This window comes from Streptomyces sp. HUAS 15-9 (assembly GCF_025642155.1).
In the GTDB taxonomy this organism is placed as follows: domain Bacteria; phylum Actinomycetota; class Actinomycetes; order Streptomycetales; family Streptomycetaceae; genus Streptomyces.
In genome coordinates, this window is sequence record NZ_CP106798.1 from 7,709,419 (window position 1) to 7,726,066 (window position 16,648).

The following is a 16,648-nucleotide window of genomic DNA, read 5'->3' on the forward strand; positions in this document are numbered from 1 at the left end:
GTCGCCGCTCGCATGGCCCCCCCAGGGATACGCCCGTCACAGCGGAGCTCCGGAGGAGGCTGCTGCCACCTGCGTCAACCGTGCCGGATCGCGAAAGACCTTGGTCCTCCGGGGCTCACGTGGAGCCTTCACGGGGAGGCCGTCGGCGAAACGTGTATATGGTCCCCATGTGCCCCATGGCTCACGATCTGGCGCGCACGGGGGCGCATTTCTGGTTCGGGCGCGCCCCATGAAATCCCCATGCGCCCTTGGGGTGAACTCCCCATGCGTCCTCGACGGCCGCTGTTCGGCACCTATGCCAGGCGGCGGGGCCTCAGACCCGCGGCGATGAGTTCGTCACGCGCGAGGGTCACCATGGGATCGGCACCGCACCGAGTGGCCAGATCCACCCCCTGGTACAGCGGCTCGGCGGCCTGCGAAACCCGGCCGGCCCGGCGCAGTGCCGTACCCAACTCGACCAGGGCGCAGGCGAGTTCGTACGTCGAGGGCGATCGCTCCAGTTCCGTGACCGCACGCTGCAGCAGGGTGATGGCCTGGGGCCCGTCGCTCAGTCGTGCCATGACGCGCAGCGCATGCCCGGTGGTGGAGGCCGCGCCGAAGCGCTCGGCACGCTGTACCGCTGTGTGCGCCAGTGCCTGGGCCCGCGGGACATCCGTGACGTGGGATGCGAGGGCGAGGCGCAGCAGCCATGGATACAGCCCCGGATTGCGCATCCCGTGTCCGTCCAGCCGTTCTCCCACCCGGGTCAGTTCCGCCGCCGCTTCCTTCGCCAACCCCCGGGCCAGCAGCAGCTCGGCATGGACGGTCTGGGCGTCGGGAAACGTCACGGCGGACGGGAACGGCTCACCGAGACCGTGATCCGCTGCCATCCTTTCCGCCGCGTCGACCTGCCCCCGGGCGAGCAGGATCTCGATCAGGCTTCCGATCGCGTACCAGTGCACGGGCACGTCGGGGCTCACCCGGTCGGCCAGCCGCAGTCCCGCCCTGACGAAATCCTCCGCGTCGGTGAGCCGGCCGCAGCGGAACCGGATGTAGCCGAGGAAGGTGTAACCGAGCGCCAGGGGAGTACCACGCCAGCCCTGGCGCTCGAACTCCGAGATGCCGCGGGTGAACAGCTCCTCGGCCCGGTCGGGACGGTCGCAGTACAGGTAGGTGAGCGCCACCAGCGCCGGAACCTCGAAGCCCCACCGCTCGTCCGTCCAGCTCATCTCGTCGCTCATGGCCCGCTCGGCGTACTGAAGGGCCGTCGACACCGCCTCGCCGCGCACCACGGCGTCCCACCCGCGCAGCCCGAACAGATACCGCTCGATCTCCTCGCGCCCGGTCAGCCGCTCGGTGAGCTGGGCGAGCCGACGTGACAGCGCCGGGCCGTCGTGGTCCTCGGAGGTGAAGGCCGCCAGCATGAAATGCTCGGTCAGCAGCCGCAGCCGACCCCGTGCGTCCGCGGTCGTGCGGGCTTCCTCCTCCATGACGCTCGTCGCTTCGCCGAGCCGGTCGCAGTACGCCAGCGCCCGCGCGAGCCGGATCACGATGGCCTGACGCAACTCGGGCGGCAGGTCGGGTTCGTCCAACGCCGCCCGCAGCTGGTTGACCGCGGTCACCGGGTCGTGCGTCACCGCCGGCGAACCGAGCTCGTGCAGGATGGCGGCCCGCAGCTCCGCGACCGGAGTTTCGCGCAACGCCCTGCTCAGACAGCGGTGGGCGGCCTCGGGAGCGCCCCGGCGCACATACTCGCGGGCCGCGTCGTGCAGTTGTCGGGCCACCGCGTCGTCGCCCTCGGGCTGAGTCTCCAGCAGGTGGCGTGCCGCCACCGCCGGACCCAGGCCCGCGTCGATCAGTTCCCACGCCGCTTTGCCGTGCATGGCCGCCCGGGTCTCGCCGGGAATCGCCCGGTACACCTTCGTGGCGATGAGCGGATGCGCGAACTCCAGCCGCTCGCCGGGTTTGAGGATGTGCTCGGCCCGCAGCAGGTCCGCCGTCTGCGCGACATTGGCCGGGCCCAGTGCCGCCAGGGACGCGGCCAGATCCGGGGTCGCCTCCGAACCGAGAATGGCCACCGCCCAGGCGAGGCGGGTGGCGGACGTGCCCAGGTGCTCGAGCCGGTCCACCAGGCCGCCGCCCATGGTGGTGGCGGCCGCAAGATCCCGCAGCAGCCGGACGTTCTCCCGGACGGGATCGACCTCCCGTTCGCGGATCCGGGCGGCCAGCTCCACCGTCTCGAAGGGATTGCCGCCGGTGACCCGCCACGCCTCCTGGCAGAACCCCTCGTCGACGTCCTTGACGAGCGCCTCCCGCAGCAGCGCGGAGACCGCCGCGGCCGTCAACGGCTCCAGGTCCAGCGGCCGAACCCGGTTCCGCTCCATCATGCCGGTGAACGCCTTGGCGCCCTCGGTCGGTTCCTCCGGCCGGTAGGCGACCACCATCAGCGTCGGCAGATCCTCGGCCTGCCGGAAGAAGGAGGTCAGCCACATCAGGGACTCGAGATCCACCCAGTGCGCATCATCGACGATCATGACCAACGGTCCACGCCGCAGCGCCACGTTGGTGACCAGCCAGTCCAGGCCGTCCCGCACGCCCTGCGGATCGGGTGCCGCTCCTACCCCCGCGGGGCACAGGCCGATACAGGGCCCGATGATCGCGTACCAGTCGCCCAGCAGTTCGCGCCGCTCACTGTCGGAGTACGAGGCCAGCAGCGGCTGGAACAGCTGCCGCACCACGTGGAAGGCCACGCCCTGCTCCAGCTCGCCGCCCTTGGCGGACAGCACCCGGCACTCGCGCTCCGCGGCGAGCCTGCGCACCTCGTCCAGCAGGGTCGTCTTGCCCGCGCCTGCGGCGCCGGTGAAGGCCAGCACACCGTCCCGGCGGGCCACGGGGGTGGTCGCGCCGGTCTGCGAACGACTGCTCAGGGCGTCCAACGACGTCTGCGCGACAGTCAGTTCGATGTCTCGTTCCAGAGTGCTCGGGGTGATCGCGCTGTTCCGGCGGCGTCGCTCGCCGGCTCCCGTCCGCGTCCCGCGTTGCTGTGTCCCGGTCCGACCCACCAGCACTCGTCCCCCTCGCGGCATGGCGCCCTCCGTGGCGCGCCGGGAATCCCACCCTGACACAGCGTATCCACCGATCTACGTTCGGCGAGCAGTCAATGTGCACATACACCGCGTGTGAGTGAGTGGGGCTACACTGTCGCCTTCTCGCCCGTTTGTGAACGGTGGGCGCGTACTTCGGGTTACGGCGAACCGCTGGGGAGCGTCGTCTCCAGGCGGTCGCTCAGCCCGGTTCCCGATCGGCCCGGGCGGCCCACAGACCCCGTACATGGCCAAGATGACGGGTCATGATCTCGCGCACGGCCCGCTCGTCGCGGTCCAGCAACGCGTCCAGGAGTTCCAGGTGTTCCTCGGCGGAGGCCAGCAGACGCCCCGCCTCCACCAGCGCGGTGAGTCCGTAGAGGCGGGAGCGTCCCCGTAGATCGGCGACCACCTCGACGAGATGGGCGTTGCCGGCCAGGGCGAGCAGCCCCAGGTGGAAGCGGGTGTCCGCCTCGACGTACGTGATGAGGTCGCCCGCCAGCGCCGCGGTCACGATCTCCCGGGCGGCCGGGCGCAGCGCCTCCAGACAGACCCGGTCGGCCGTCCTGGCCAGCTCCACCACGGTGGGGATCTCGATGAGCGAGCGGATGTGGGTGTACTCGTCGAGCTGCTTGTCGGAGACGGCGGTGACCCGGAACCCCTTGTTGGGGACCGTGTCGACCAGTCCCTCCTTGGCCAGGTCCAGCATCGCCTCGCGCACCGGGGTCGCCGAGACACCGAAGCGGGCGGCCAGCGAGGGGGCCGAGTAGACCTCGCCGGGCCGCAGCTCACCGGCGATCAGCGCGGCCCGCAGGGCCTCGGCGACCCGCTCACGGTAGCTGCTCCGACGGCCGCCCAGGCGGGGGAGTTCGGGTGCGGCAGACGGGGCGCCGCTGCGCTGGGCGGTCATCGGGTTCTCCTCGAACGACTGGTGCCATGTCATGTGTTGCCAGTATGGAGGGCTAGAGCACAAAGCCCTCCGGGAAGGGGTCCGTGGGATCGAGCAGATACTGGGCCGTGCCCGTGATCCAGGCGCGGCCGGTGAAGCTCGGCAGCACGGCCGGGATCCCGGCGACCTCGGTCTCGCCCAGCAGCCGTCCGGTGAACCGCGTGCCGATGAAGGACTCGTTCACGAACTCGGTGTGCAGGGGCAGTTCGCCGCGCGCGTGCAGTTGTGCCATGCGCGCGCTGGTACCCGTACCGCAGGGCGAGCGGTCGAACCAGCCGGGGTGGATGGCCATCGCATGCCGCGAGTGACGGGCGGTGGCGCCGGGTGCGTACAGATGGACGTGATGGCAGCCGCGGATGGAGGGGTCCTCGGGGTGGACCGGCTCGTCCTCGGCGTTGATGGCGTCCATCAGGGCCAGACCCGCCCTTAGGATGTCGTCCTTGCGGGCGCGGTCGAAGGGCAGCCCGAACTCCTCCAGCGGCAGGATCGCGTAGAAGTTCCCGCCGTACGCGAGGTCGTACGTCACCGTCCGCCCGTCGGCGAGCACCGCCCTGCGGTCCAGGCCGGCGCAGAACGACGGCACGTTCCGCAGCGTGACGTTCCTGGCGGCGCCGTCCTCGACCGCGACCTCGGCGACGACGAGTCCGGCCGGGGTGTCGAGGCGGATGGTGGTGACCGGCTCGACGACCTCCACCATGCCGGTCTCCACCAGCACGGTCGCCACGCCGATCGTGCCGTGCCCGCACATCGGCAGATAGCCGGAGACCTCGATGTAGACGACACCCCAGTCGCAGTCGGGGCGGGTCGGTGGCTGCAGGACCGCACCGCTCATCGCCGAGTGCCCGCGCGGCTCGTTCATCAGCAACTGCTTGATGTGGTCGAGGTGTTCACGGAAGTACAGTCGCCGCTCGTTCATCGTCGCACCGGGGACGGTGCCGATCCCGCCGATGATCACGCGGGTGGGCATGCCCTCGGTGTGCGAGTCGACGGCGTGCAGGACGAGTGTGCTGCGCACGTTCGGGCCTCCTTGTCAGCCGAGGCCCGCGGCGAGGGCCTTGCCGGTCGCCGCGCGGACGGCGGCCTCCTGCTCGGGCAGCAGCGGGACCCGCGGCGGGCGTACCGGGCCGCCGTGCCGTCCGGCGATGTCCATGGACAGCTTGATGGCCTGGACGAACTCGACCCGCGAGTCCCAGCGCAGCAGCGGATGCAGCTGCCGGTACAGGGGAAGCGCGGCGGCGAGGTCCCCCGACACGGCGGACCGGTACAACTCGGCGCACGCGGCGGGCAGCGCGTTCGGGTAACCGGCCACCCAGCCCCTGGCGCCCGCGACGGCGAGTTCCAGCAGTACGTCGTCGGCACCGATCAACAGATCGAGTTCCGGGACGAGTTCGGCGAGCCGGTAGGCGCGGCGCACGTCGCCCGAGAACTCCTTGACCCCGTGGATGTGGCCCTCGCCGTGCAGCCGCGCGAGCAGTTCGGGGACGAGGTCGACCTTGGTGTCGATCGGGTTGTTGTACGCCACCACCGGCAGGCCCGCCTTCGCGACCTCGGCGTAGTGGGCGAGCACGGACCGCTCGTCGGCGCGGTAGGCGTTGGGCGGCAGCAGCATCACCGACGCACAGCCCGCCTCGCCCGCCTGCTCGGTCCAGCGGCGGGCCTCGGCGGATCCGTAGGCGGCGACGCCCGGCATCACCCGCGCGCCGCCGATCGCGGCCACGGCCGTCTCGACGACCCTGGCGCGCTCCTCGGGGGTGAGCACCTGGTACTCACCGAGCGAGCCGTTGGGCACGACGCCGTCGCAGCCGTTCTCCAGCAGCCAGGCGCAGTGTTCGGCGTACGCGTCGTAGTCGACGGTGAGGTCGTCGCGCAGGGGGAGCGCGGTGGCGACCAGGACACCGCGCCAGGGGCGGTTCTCCGGGAGGGTCATGAGTGGTCCCCAATCCGATGGTGTGTGACATAGTACTGATTCCGGACAGCTGTCGGCAGTCAGTCCGACCTGAGCTCCTCGTCCTGCCCGGCGAGCACCCCCAGGGGCACCGGCCGGGCGAGCGGTCGCCGCGCCGGGGTGAGCGGGCACCCGGTGAGCCCGGCGACCGCCGGCCCGCACATCCGACCCTGGCACCAGCCCATCCCGGCCCGGGTGAGCAGCTTCACGGTGCGCAGATCACCTGCGCCGAGACCGCTCACGGACGCCCGGATCTCCCCGGCGGTGACCTCCTCGCAGCGGCACACGACAGTGTCGTCCGTGACCCGCTCCGCCCACCCCGCGGGCGGCTCGTACACCGTCTCGAGCGCCGCGAAGAACGCGCGCAGCCGGGTCCGGGCACGGGCCGCGGCCGCCCAGGCGCGCGGGTCGGCCGGCTCCCGTGGAGACGGGCGGCGACGGAACGGCCGGCGATGTGGCCCTCGGCCAGGGCGAGCGTCGCCCCGCCGATCCCGGTGGCCTCCCCGGCCGCCCAGACGCCGGGCACATCGGTGCGCTGCTCGTCGTCCACCCGGACGTTCGTGTCGGAGAGCCGGCAGCCCAGCGTCTCGGCCAGGTCGGTGTGCGGCAGCATGCCGTGCCCGACGGCGAGAGTGTCGCACTGGATGCGGCGCTCGGCGCCGGGCACGGTCCGCCCCTGTGCGTCGAGCGGCGCGACGGTCACCGCTTCCAGGCGGTCCGTGCCGTGCGCCTCGACCACGGTGTGCCGGACGAGCGTGCGCACCCGGTGACGCAGCAGCCGGGCCGCGTACCAGGCGCCCTCCGCGAGCTTGCCGGGCTGCGCGGCCAGGGCGGACGGCCGGCGCAGGAGTGCCCCGGGATCCGCGGACTCGACGAGCACGGCCACGCGCGCGCCCGCCGCCGCGAGCCCCGTCGCCACGGGCAGCAGCAGCGGCCCGGTCCCGGCGAGCACGGCGGTGCGTCCCGGCAGCACCAGCCCGCCCTTGAGCATGGCCTGCGCCCCGCCCGCGGTGACGACCCCGGGCAGGGTCCAGCCCGGGAAGGGCAGCACCTTCTCGTAACCGCCGGTGGCGAGCAGGACGGCGTCGGCGCGCACCGCGACGCCCTCCTCCTGGGCGGGACCCCGCAGCGCGTGCACGGTGAACCCGTCGGCCCCCGACTCCCGCTCCACGCACCACACATGATGATCCGCCAGGTGGAGGAGATGTCCGGCCGTGATGTGGTGCTCGAGCCCGGTGCGCAGCCGCTTCCAGGTCCGCCGGTCGTGGTGGAGGGCCTGCGCGCGGCGCGCGCCGAACGCGGCGGCGGGCTGCCGGTAGTACTGCCCGCCCGCCTCCTCGGCGGCGTCGACGAGGGTGACGTGCACCCCGCGCGCGGCCGCCGCCAGCGACGCGGCGAGGCCCGCCGGGCCCGCCCCGATCACGGCGAGACGCGGTCGCTCAGCCATCGTGATCCGTCCCTTCCCGGGTACGGCCGTCGTCGCCCGTCCCTTCCGCGGTACGGCCGTCGTGGCCGGCCCCTTCCTGTGTACGGATCGTGTCGCCCGGCCTTACCGGAACCAGGCAGGCCCGCTGGTTCGGGCGGCCGTTGACGGTCACCAGGCAGTCGAAGCACACCCCGATCCCGCAGAAGACCCCGCGCGCCCGGCCCTCGCTCCGGGTGGTGCGCCATACGGTCACGCCCGCCGCCCACAGCGCGGCGGCGACCGTATGGCCGGGCAGCGCCTCGATCGTCCGGCCGTCGAACGTCACCGTGAACGCCGGACCCGGTCGCGCTCCGGCCAACTCCAGGGGGTTCATGGGGTGTTCACCTCGTCTCGCGGGAATCGCTCCGGCCTGAACGGCGCGAGGTCCAGCTCCGCCGCCGTGCCGCTCAGCACCTGGGCGATCAAGTGCCCGGTGCCGGTGGCGAGTCCGATGCCCGCGCCCTCGTGCCCGCAGGCGTGGAACAGTCCGGGTACCCGGGGGTCGGGGCCGATGGCGGGCAGATGGTCGGGCAGGTACGGTCGGAAACCCGCGTACGTGCGCAGCGCGCGCACCCGGGCCAGGAACGGGAACAGCCGGGTCGCCCCGGCCGCCAGCGCTCGTACGGCGGGCAGGGAGAACGACCGGTCGAAGCCGACCCGTTCGCGGCTCGCGCCGATCAGGACCGGTCCGGCGGCCGTGCCCTCGACGACCGGTGAGGTCTGCAGCGCGGCCGAGTCGCTGGCGACGTCCGCCACGTAGTCGGCCGCGTACACCTTGTGCCGGACCAGCCGGGGCAGCGGCTCGGTGACCAGGACGAAGCCGCGCCGGGGGAGTACCGGCAGGTGCACGCCCGCCAGACCTGCCAGCTCACCGCCCCAGGTTCCCGCGGCGTTCACCACGGCCGGCGCGTGGATCTCGCCGTGGTCCGTGCGGACCCCGCGCACCGCGCCGCCCGGTGTGCGCGGCACCGCGGTCACGGTCCGGCCGGTGAGGAGGCGGGCGCCCGAGGCACGCAGCAGGTGGGCGGCGGCCAGCGCCGGCATCACCTGGGCGTCCTGCGGATAGTGCACACCGCCCGCGAGGCCGGGTGCCAGATGGGGTTCGAGCAGGTGGAGCCGGTCGGCGCCCACCGCCTCCGCCGTGACTCCGGCCGCCCGCTGCCCGTCCGCGAACCTCTCCAGGGCGGAGAGGCTTTCGGGTGTCTCGGCGACCACGACGCCGCCCTTGGGCTCGTACTCGATCGCGTCGCCCTTCTCCTGCGCCAGCTCGGCCCACAAGCGGCCGGACAGCAGCGCGAGTTCCAGCTCCGGGCCGGGCTCCTTGTCGGAGACGAGCAGATTGCCCTCACCGGCGCCGGTGGTGCCGCCGGCGACGGGACCGCGGTCCACCACCATCACGTCGAGACCGGCCCGTGCGGCGTACAGCGCGCAGGCCGCGCCCACCATTCCGGCACCGACCACCACGACATCGCAGGTCAGTCGCTTCCCCACGCCAGTACTATGTCACATGTCGCTGCGCCTGGGGAGGGTCGCGCCGGAGAGGGTCAGTCGAACTGGCTCGGGTTCGCGGTCGGGGTCTTCCCGGCGAGCACGTCCTGCAGTCGCAGGGCGCCCGCCTCCACGGACGACACGGTGCTGGGGTGATCGGCGCCCGACGGACCGCCGTTGGTGACGGAGGCCCCGGAGGCGCCGACCCGGAGCACGGCGACGTCCTGGGTGAGCGTGACCGGCTGACCGTCCGCGGTGCCCTGCACCGTCACCGTCAGCCCCTGTCTGGCGTCGCCCGCCTTGGGCAGCGGGAGTTCGACGACCTGTACGGTCCGCTCGCTGCCGTCGGAGGCGGTCGCCGTGAACTGGGCGCACTTCTGCGGAAGGCTCTTGAGCCAGTCGAGGGTCTTGTCCACCGACTCCTTGCCGTAGTCGCCGACCTGGTAGAGCAGCCGGTAGTCCACCGCGCTGAAGCCGGTCAGCGCCGACGCGCCGGTCGCCCGCCCCAGCAGCGTGTCGGAGTACATCCCGTCGAGGAGCTTCTGGCAGTCGGCGGCATTGGCCTTCCCGCTGAGGAACTGGGCGACGTCGACCTTGCCGACGAGCAGTTCGTTGCGCCAGGTCGCCGCGTTGTTGACCTGCGTCCAGTCGCCCTCGATATCAGCCTCCGTGATCAGCGCGGCCTTGGCCCCGGGCCCGGTCAGGGCGCGCGTGGCGGACGGCGACGGGGGCCGCTGGGCCGCGGGCGAGGCGGGTGCGGCCTCCGGGGACCCGCTGTCCTCCGAGCAGGAGACCGTGGCCAGGAGCGACCCCGCGGCCAGGGCCGAGGCGAGAACACGTGCGGGACGGTACGGACGCTTCATCGCGGCGGCCTCCAGTGGAACGCGGTACGTCCTTCCACGCCACCACCGCTCCCGGCGGCCGACCAGCGCACCGGGCCGTTCGGGTGAAGCGGTCCGCGGGCGCCCGGACCTGCTCACGTGCGCAGCCCTTCGCGGATGCTCGGCCTTCCGCGGGTGCTCAGCCCACCGCGGGCGCTCAGGTGGAGCCCTTTCCCTTCCCGGGCCCGCCCCGACGGCGATGGCGGAGGTGGAAGCGGTGCCGGTGCCTGTGCCGGTCGTCCCCCCGCGATCCGGCGCGGCCGATGAGTTCGGGCGTCGTGACCTGGACGTTCCGCCCGCGGCAGAGCGGGCAGACCGCGTCGTCGAGCGGCGACCGTACGGGCCGTCCGGCCTCATCGACGTACTCCTGTGTGTCCAGCGAGGTCGGGTCGGTGAAGAACACCACCTGGAAGACGGCCTGCCACACGTATCGGCAGTCCCGGCACGCGAACACGAACGTCTCGGGCACGGCTCCCGGCACCGCACGGGCCCCGGGGCGTGGGTCGTCCGCCATGGGATCCGGCTCCTTCCGCACACATCGGCCCGCTTCCAGCGCACCGCGCCGCCTCCCGTACGGCAACTCGGACACCGTGGGCCGCCGGCCTGACATGATCGGCACCATGGCCCCGCGCATCACGCCCGCCGACATCACGGACATCCAGCAGGTCCTCGCGGACCACTCCCGCTACTGGGGCGGGCGCGATCTGCGCGGGCTGCACCTGCCGGCGCTGGTGCACGAGTTCGGGTCCACCTGCCTCGTCGCGCGCGACGAGGACGGCATCCGCGGATACCTCATCGGCTTCGTCACCCCGGACCGCACCGGTTACGTGCACCTGGTCGCCACCCGCGACGACGTCCGGGGCACCGGCCTGGGCCGCGCCCTGTACGGGGCCTTCACAGACGCGGCCCGTCTACAGGGTGCCGTCCGTCTGAAGGCGATCACGACGGTCGGCAACGAGGGCTCGGTCGCCTTCCACCGCGGTCTCGGTTTCGACGTACGGGTGGAGGAGGCGTACAACGGGCCCGGTCAGCCTCGGGTGGTCTTCAGCCGGGCCCTGTAGGCGGGCGCCCGCGAGGCGCCGTGCGGCCGAGGACGTCCCCCTCCCCCGAAGGTGACGTCCTCGGACCGCTCCCCCGGCGCCGGACTGTGGCCCGGACATCCGCGTCGCGGCCTGTGCTGTCACCAGCACATGACGGCCGTCTCGCCCGAACCCCACGTGGAGTACTGGCGGACGCGGACGACATAGCGGCGGCCCCTGACGAGCCGTACCTCGATCGTCGCGTTGTGCGGTGCGCCCCCGTCGTCCCGGCCGCAGAGGTAGCGCGGCTCGCCGTCGCGCTCCTCGAAGACCACGACCACACCGTCTCCGTCCCCGAAGGTGCCCACCGTGTACTCACGGGTCTCCGGCGGCTCGACGGCGAAGTCGGCCTGCTCGCCCGGGCCGAGGCGCAGCGGCACCGAGCGGAACGGCACCAGTGCGGCCGGCCGGGGCCGGTCCGCCGGCGGGTACCAGCGCAGCACGAACTCCTTGTCGGCCGGGGACAGCGTCCCGGGCGGGTGCAGCCCCCCGCGGAACTGCTCCGGCTCCAGGATCAGCCCCGACGAGAAGGGGTACTCCATGATCGACTGCGGGTCCCACACCGAGCCGTTGACCTCGGCCGGATCCAGCTTGCGCAGGATGTTGTGGAACGTCCTGTCCCGGCTCCAGTGGTTCGGGGGCCCCGCCAGATCGGCGTACACGGCCTCGTCGTCCCAGTGGATGCCGGCGAAGGGGCTCTGGTGCTCGTGCAGCATGCCGAGCGCGTGCCCGATCTCGTGCAGGGCCGTGCCGCGCTGTCCGGGCGCGGTCAGGTCCCAGCCCAGGTTCATGGTGCGTTCGTTCAGACCGGTCGAGAGCGCGTCCCGGCCCACCGTCGACCAGGAACCGTCACCGATCTGGAACCCGATCCTGAACTCCGCCTCGCGGCGGTCGGAGACCTCGGCGAACGACACCCCGATGCCGAGGTCCCGCCACTCCTGGAAGCACTCGCGCACGACGTCCTGCTGCTCCTTCGCGCCCGCCCACGAAATCCGGCGGGTCTCCCCGGTCCCCGGGACGGGGATCACCGAGGCGTCGGCGTCGGAGTCGAAGAAGTAGTAGTGCAGAACCGTGCCGTTGACCCACATCCGGCTTCCGCTCAGCAGCGCGCTCAGGCGTTCGGCGGCCAGCCCCGGTGGAAAGGACGGGGCCGACTGCTGCGCGAGCGAGCAGTAGCGCTGGGTCATGCGCCCAGCCTGCCGCCGGCCCTGTCCCGGCGCCTGAGTCGAGGGCTGCTCAAGTCCCCCTGTATCAGGAGTGAGTATGCGGGCTCTTGATGTCGTGACGACTTACGCACAGGACGCGAAGACCCTGGAACTGCCCTGGCCGTTCACCGGCCGGGAGGACGAACTGGAGCTGATCCGCCGGTCCTTGACCGCGGGACGCCACGGCATCGTGGTGACCGGGCCGGCGGGCTGCGGCAAGACCCGGCTCGTCACGGAGGCCCTGCGCGGCACCGACGGGGCCCGGGTGACCGGGACGCCCGAGTCCCATGGGCTGTCCTTCGCCGCGTTCGCGCACCTGTTGCCCGAGTCGGTCTCGCTGCACCGTGCGGTGCACATCCTGTCCGGCGTACGACTGCTCGTGGTGGACGACGCCCATCTGCTCGACGAGGCCTCCGCCGCCCTGGTCCACCAGCTCGCCGTGCACGGCCGTACCCGTCTGGTCGTGGTCGCCGCGGACGGCGCCCCGGTGCCCGGCGCGGTGTCCCGGCTGTGGAGGGGTGAACTTCTGCCGCGGCTGGCCCTGGAGCCGCTGCCCCGCGAGGACACGGCCCGGCTGCTCGCCCTGGGCTGCGCCCTGGAGCGGCTCACCGTGAACCGGCTGCACCGGGTTTGCCTGGGCGACCTGCGGCTGCTGCGCGATCTGCTGGGCGCGGTGCGCGAGTCCGGGCTGCTGACCCGCGTACCGGACACGGACGAATGGGCGTGGCGGGGGCCGCTCCCGGTGACCCCCACCGTGCGCGAGCGCACCGCCCCGGTCCTGGACCGCCGTGGTCCCGAGGAGCGGGAGACCCTGGAACGCCTCGCCTTCGCCGGACCCGTGCCACCGCGGCTGGACGACCTAGACCTCGCGGCCCTGGAACGCCTGGAGGCGGACGGCCTGATCCGGGTGAACGACCGGGGTGCCGCCCACCTGACCCACCCCCTGCACGGCCCGGCACTGCGGGCCGCCGCCGGACGGCTGCGGGCCCGACGGCTGGCCCGCACACCGCAGCAGTGCCGGGCGGCCCTGGAGGCCGAACGGGACGCGCTGGCCCGGGGGATGGAGGACATGGACGTACGGGGGACGCCGGCGCCCGTGGGGGAGTGGCTGGCGGAGGAGGGCGCGCCGGTGCCGGCCGGCTACGCGGCCGTACGCGCCCGGTACACGCGGCTCAGGGGGGAGCTGCGGGAGGCGGCGGCCTGGGCGAGGGAGGGGCTGCGGTGGGTGCCGGACGACGTGTCCTGCCGCGGTGAACTCGCCCGGGCTTCCGCGCAGTTGGGCGAGGTCACGGGAGCGGACGAGGCGACCGTGGCCCGGGGTGACGTCGACGACGCCGCGCGGGCGGCCGCCGGGGACGACGTGTACGCCCGCTACGACGCCGTACGGCTCGGCACGCCCGAGCGGGCCGCCGGACGGCTGCCGGCCGGCGGGGTGTTCGCCCGCCATGCCGACGCGCTGGCCCGCGGGGACGGTGCCGCGCTGGACCGTGCCGCCGAGGTCCTGGAGGAGCGCGGCTTCCTGCTGTTCGCGGCCGAGGCGCATGCCCAGGCCGTACGCGCGCACCGCGACCCGCGTGCCGCCCGCACCTCCCGCACCCGCGCGGTCGCCCTCGCCCGCCGCTGCCAGGGTGCCCGCACCCCGGCCCTGGCAGGCCTGGTCCTCGGCGAACTCACCGCCCGGCAGCGGCAGATCGTCACCCTCGCGGCAGCCGGGCTGAGCAACCGCCAGATCGCCGAACAGCTGACCCTGTCGATCCGCACCGTCGGCAACCACCTCTACGGCGCCTACGCCCGTCTCGGTGCGGCCGACCGCGGCGCCCTGCCCTGGCTGGTCGACCTGCCGGCCACCGAGTCGGCCTGAGGCTTGCCCGGGGCGGGTGGGCGCGAGCCCGGTGGCGGGTGGTGCGTCTCGTCCGCCCCTCGCCTCGCGCCGTCCCGAAAGCCGCGAACGGCCTCATGCCGCCCCGAACGCCGCGAACGCCCAGCCCGTCGCCTGGTGCACCGCGTCGCCGGGCAGTGCGAAGCGGGCGTCGCGGAGGGCCTCGGCCAGGGAGAGGCCGGCGCTCAGGCCCTTGTGCAGGGCGAGCATCAACGGCACCACCGCGGCGTCGTTGACCGGTGCGCTGCTCGCCACCACCCCGGCCGTGCCCAGCGGCAGCAGTGCCGTGACCAGACCGAGCAGCTCATCGGCGCCGACCGAGGCGAGCCGGGCGGTGTCGCAGCTGGACAGGATGATCCGGTACGGGCTGCGGTCGAGACGCTCGAAGTCATGCACGATCAGCGGGCCGTCGGCCATCCGCAGCGAGGAGAACAGGGGGCTGTCCGCCCGGAACGTGCCGTGCGCCGCGATATGGGCCAGCGCGGCGCCGTCCAGCTCCTCCAGCACCCGGGGCACCTGCGCGTCGTCGTACTCCAGGACCCTCGCGGTGCCGTACCGGTCGGCCAGTTCGGGCACTTCGGCGCCGCCGGTGGCCAGCCCCGGCCCGCGCACCAGGACATGGGCCCCGCCAAGCGGCGGCTCCGTCTCCCGGGCGCGCAGCCAACTGCCCGCCGACGGGGACACACTGAGCACCCGGTCCCGCAACGAGGGCAGCAGCGCCCAGGGCACGCGGTGCAACGCACCCGGCGGCACCACCACGACCGGCCCGGAACCGAGGTGCGGCACGGCCCCGCCCAGCAGCAGCTCCTCCAGCCGCCGCCCGGCCGCCTCGACCAGCGGCAACCGGCCCTCCGCCCCCGGATGCGCCAGGCGCCGCAGCCCCGCCTGGACATGCTCGGCCTCGGCCACCGCCTCCGCCAGCGCCCCGCCGTCGAACCGCCGTACCCGCCCCTGCCCGCACAGCAGCACATGCACCCGCCCGTCGAGCACCGCGAGTTCCACCAGCCGCCCGTCACCGAGCCGGTCGAGGAGCCGGCCGGGGTCGAAACGGTCCCCGTAGCCGGGCGCGTCGCCGTGGATGTGATGGGTGCGGGAACGGATCTCCCGTTCCAGGCGCCGCTGTTCGCGCTCCAGGGCGGGCACCGGGCGGCCGTCCATACGGGCGGCCTCCGCACGGGCCGCGATCTCCCGGAACGCGGTCAGACCGCTCAGCAGCGCCGGATCGGCGGGCGGCCGGGTGGGCGGCGCGGACAGCACCGTGGCCCGCCAGCGCTCGCTCCACACCAGCAGCCGCCGCGGACCGCCCTGGGCGAGACTGGCCTGCTGGGCCAGTGCGGCGAGTTCCGCACCCTGCGCGGTGGCCCGGGCCCTGAGCTCCGAGGCGCCCAGCGTCATCCGATGGTCGTCGAGGACGTCCAGACCGCGCGCAAGCAGGCCTCCAGGACCCCCGCCCGGAACCCGCCGCCCGCGCCCGCAGCGCCTGCGCGGCCCATCCCGTCATCCGGGCCAGCGGCGGCCCGCCGCGTCTGCTGCGCGCGGCCACGGCCAGATGCCGCTCCGCGTCCGCCGTCCAGCCAAGGGACAGCGCGATCCGGCCCGCGAGCAGCGAGGCCTCCGGGGCGTAGGGCGAACCGAAGGACGCCAACCGCTCGGCGACCGCGGCCGCGTCGGCGACCAGCCGCCCCGAACTGCGCCCCGCGGCCACCCGGGCCTCGATCAGCACCAGCCGTGCGTGCGTCTCCCACCAGGTGCGCCGCTGCCCGGCGAACAGCCGTACGGCGACGGCGGCCCGGGCGATGGCGGTGTGCGGGTCCCCGGCCGACCGGGCGGCCCGCGCGGCGGCGAGCAGCAGTTCTGCCTTGCGGGTGGACTGCCCGCCGATCTCGTCGAGCACCCCGATCGCCGCGTCCGCCTCGGCCAGCGCCTCCGGGGCCAGCCCGGCGGCCATCAGCACCTCGCAGCGCCGGATGTAGAGCATGAAGGTGGGCGTGCCGAGCTTGGCGTACCGCTCCTCGGCCTCGTCCAGCAGCCGCAGCGCCGCGGGAATGTCACCCGACCGGAACGCCGTCAGACCTCGGCTCTCCACCGCGTCGGCCTTGTCGTGCTCCTGGCCCGTGGTGTCCCACAGCCGCTCGGCCGAGGTGAAGTCGGCGTCGGCCCGGTCCACCGCGCCGAGCGCCAGATGCACCGTCGCCCGCAGGGTCAGCGCCCGTGCCGTCCAGATGACGTCGTCCGCCTGCCGCAGGACGGGTATGGCGCGGCGTACGTCCTCCAGTGCCTCCCGGTGGTGACCCAGTACCCACCAGACGTAGGCGCGGCGGTACAGCACTCGGGCCCGGGTGTGTCCGCTCCCGCGCGCGACCCCGCGCTCGAACGCCGAAAGACCCTGCCGTGTGCGCCCCGCATGCACCAGTGCGACCCCCAGCGTGGCGAGGACGTCCGCCTCCCGGTCCGGCGTCTGAGCGCGCGCGGCGAGGTCGCGGGCGCGCCACAGATGGCGCAGGGCGATGCGCATGTCGCCGAAGTCCCGCTGCCAGATGCCGATCACCTGGTGTGCGACGGAGGCGTGCAACGGCGGCGGATCGGCGTCGAGCACCAGCTCCGCCCTCGCCAGCGCCTCGTTGGGAGCGGCGAACACCATCGGCAGCAGTTCGAGAACCGAGTCGCTTCCCGCTGTCACCCCTCGGATGTTAGT

10 protein-coding genes and 3 pseudogenes are annotated in these 16,648 nt (G+C 73.5%); 2 read left to right on the forward strand and 11 right to left on the reverse strand.

The annotated features are described in order from the left end of the window. Window positions 1-293: 293 nt before the first annotated feature. The 9 genes and pseudogenes from N8I87_RS35160 to N8I87_RS35200 form a co-directional block, all read right to left on the reverse strand. Entirely contained in the window at window positions 294-3,047 is a 2,754-nt protein-coding gene (locus tag N8I87_RS35160) for an ATP-binding protein (RefSeq protein WP_263214838.1), read from the reverse strand. Window positions 3,048-3,264: 217 nt separating this feature from the next. After that, window positions 3,265-3,972 carry a GntR family transcriptional regulator gene (locus N8I87_RS35165; RefSeq protein ID WP_263216810.1) on the reverse strand — a complete coding sequence of 236 codons (708 nt, stop codon included), beginning with the start codon at window positions 3,970-3,972 and terminating at the stop codon, window positions 3,265-3,267. Between the two features lie 52 nt (window positions 3,973-4,024). Then, the gene (locus N8I87_RS35170; RefSeq protein WP_263214839.1) at window positions 4,025-5,026 is read right to left on the reverse strand and encodes a proline racemase family protein; all 1,002 of its coding nucleotides are present in this window, start codon (window positions 5,024-5,026) and stop codon (window positions 4,025-4,027) included. 15 nt (window positions 5,027-5,041) lie between these two features. Further along, the gene (locus N8I87_RS35175) at window positions 5,042-5,938 is read right to left on the reverse strand and encodes a dihydrodipicolinate synthase family protein (protein WP_263214840.1); all 897 of its coding nucleotides are present in this window, start codon (window positions 5,936-5,938) and stop codon (window positions 5,042-5,044) included. A 59-nt stretch (window positions 5,939-5,997) separates the two neighbouring features. Continuing rightward, window positions 5,998-7,403, reverse strand: a pseudogene (locus tag N8I87_RS35180) (FAD-dependent oxidoreductase). A 58-nt stretch (window positions 7,404-7,461) separates the two neighbouring features. Further along, window positions 7,462-7,755, reverse strand: a pseudogene (locus tag N8I87_RS35185) ((2Fe-2S)-binding protein); the annotation flags it as partial. Beyond that, window positions 7,752-8,912 carry an NAD(P)/FAD-dependent oxidoreductase gene (locus tag N8I87_RS35190; protein ID WP_263214842.1) on the reverse strand — a complete coding sequence of 387 codons (1,161 nt, stop codon included), beginning with the start codon at window positions 8,910-8,912 and terminating at the stop codon, window positions 7,752-7,754. The pseudogene N8I87_RS35185 and the gene N8I87_RS35190, both read right to left, overlap by 4 nt. A 53-nt stretch (window positions 8,913-8,965) precedes the next feature. Then, complete coding sequence (locus N8I87_RS35195) at window positions 8,966-9,772, reverse strand: hypothetical protein (RefSeq protein WP_263214843.1); 807 nt, start codon at window positions 9,770-9,772, stop codon at window positions 8,966-8,968. Between the two features lie 175 nt (window positions 9,773-9,947). Then, entirely contained in the window at window positions 9,948-10,304 is a 357-nt protein-coding gene (locus N8I87_RS35200; RefSeq protein ID WP_263214844.1) for a hypothetical protein, read from the reverse strand. Between the two features lie 106 nt (window positions 10,305-10,410). Here N8I87_RS35200 and N8I87_RS35205 point away from each other — a divergent pair, with 106 nt between their 5' ends. Next, a complete protein-coding gene (locus tag N8I87_RS35205; protein ID WP_263214845.1) occupies window positions 10,411-10,851 on the forward strand; it encodes a GNAT family N-acetyltransferase in 441 nt (146 codons plus the stop codon). Window positions 10,852-10,970: 119 nt separating this feature from the next. Here the strand turns inward: N8I87_RS35205 and absR1 are convergent, their stop codons facing one another. Next, complete coding sequence (gene absR1, locus N8I87_RS35210; protein ID WP_263214847.1) at window positions 10,971-12,056, reverse strand: beta-glucuronidase AbsR1; 1,086 nt, start codon at window positions 12,054-12,056, stop codon at window positions 10,971-10,973. 76 nt (window positions 12,057-12,132) lie between these two features. Between absR1 and N8I87_RS35215 the strand changes: the two genes are divergently transcribed. Continuing rightward, window positions 12,133-13,935, forward strand: coding sequence for a LuxR family transcriptional regulator AbsR2 (locus tag N8I87_RS35215; RefSeq protein ID WP_263214849.1), 1,803 nt, complete (start codon window positions 12,133-12,135; stop codon window positions 13,933-13,935). Between the two features lie 93 nt (window positions 13,936-14,028). Here N8I87_RS35215 and N8I87_RS35220 read toward each other — a convergent pair. Next, window positions 14,029-16,594: pseudogene (locus N8I87_RS35220) on the reverse strand (CHAT domain-containing protein). Window positions 16,595-16,648: the final 54 nt, after the last annotated feature.

Coding starts and splice junctions, on each gene's coding strand:
- N8I87_RS35165 (WP_263216810.1), bottom strand. CDS start 3,972: ATGACCGCCCAGCGCAGCGGCGCCCCGTCTGCCGCACCCGAACTCCCC.
- N8I87_RS35175 (WP_263214840.1), bottom strand. CDS start 5,938: ATGACCCTCCCGGAGAACCGCCCCTGGCGCGGTGTCCTGGTCGCCACC.
- N8I87_RS35195 (WP_263214843.1), bottom strand. CDS start 9,772: ATGAAGCGTCCGTACCGTCCCGCACGTGTTCTCGCCTCGGCCCTGGCC.
- N8I87_RS35200 (WP_263214844.1), bottom strand. CDS start 10,304: ATGGCGGACGACCCACGCCCCGGGGCCCGTGCGGTGCCGGGAGCCGTG.
- N8I87_RS35205 (WP_263214845.1), top strand. CDS start 10,411: ATGGCCCCGCGCATCACGCCCGCCGACATCACGGACATCCAGCAGGTC.
- absR1 (WP_263214847.1), bottom strand. CDS start 12,056: ATGACCCAGCGCTACTGCTCGCTCGCGCAGCAGTCGGCCCCGTCCTTT.
- N8I87_RS35215 (WP_263214849.1), top strand. CDS start 12,133: ATGCGGGCTCTTGATGTCGTGACGACTTACGCACAGGACGCGAAGACC.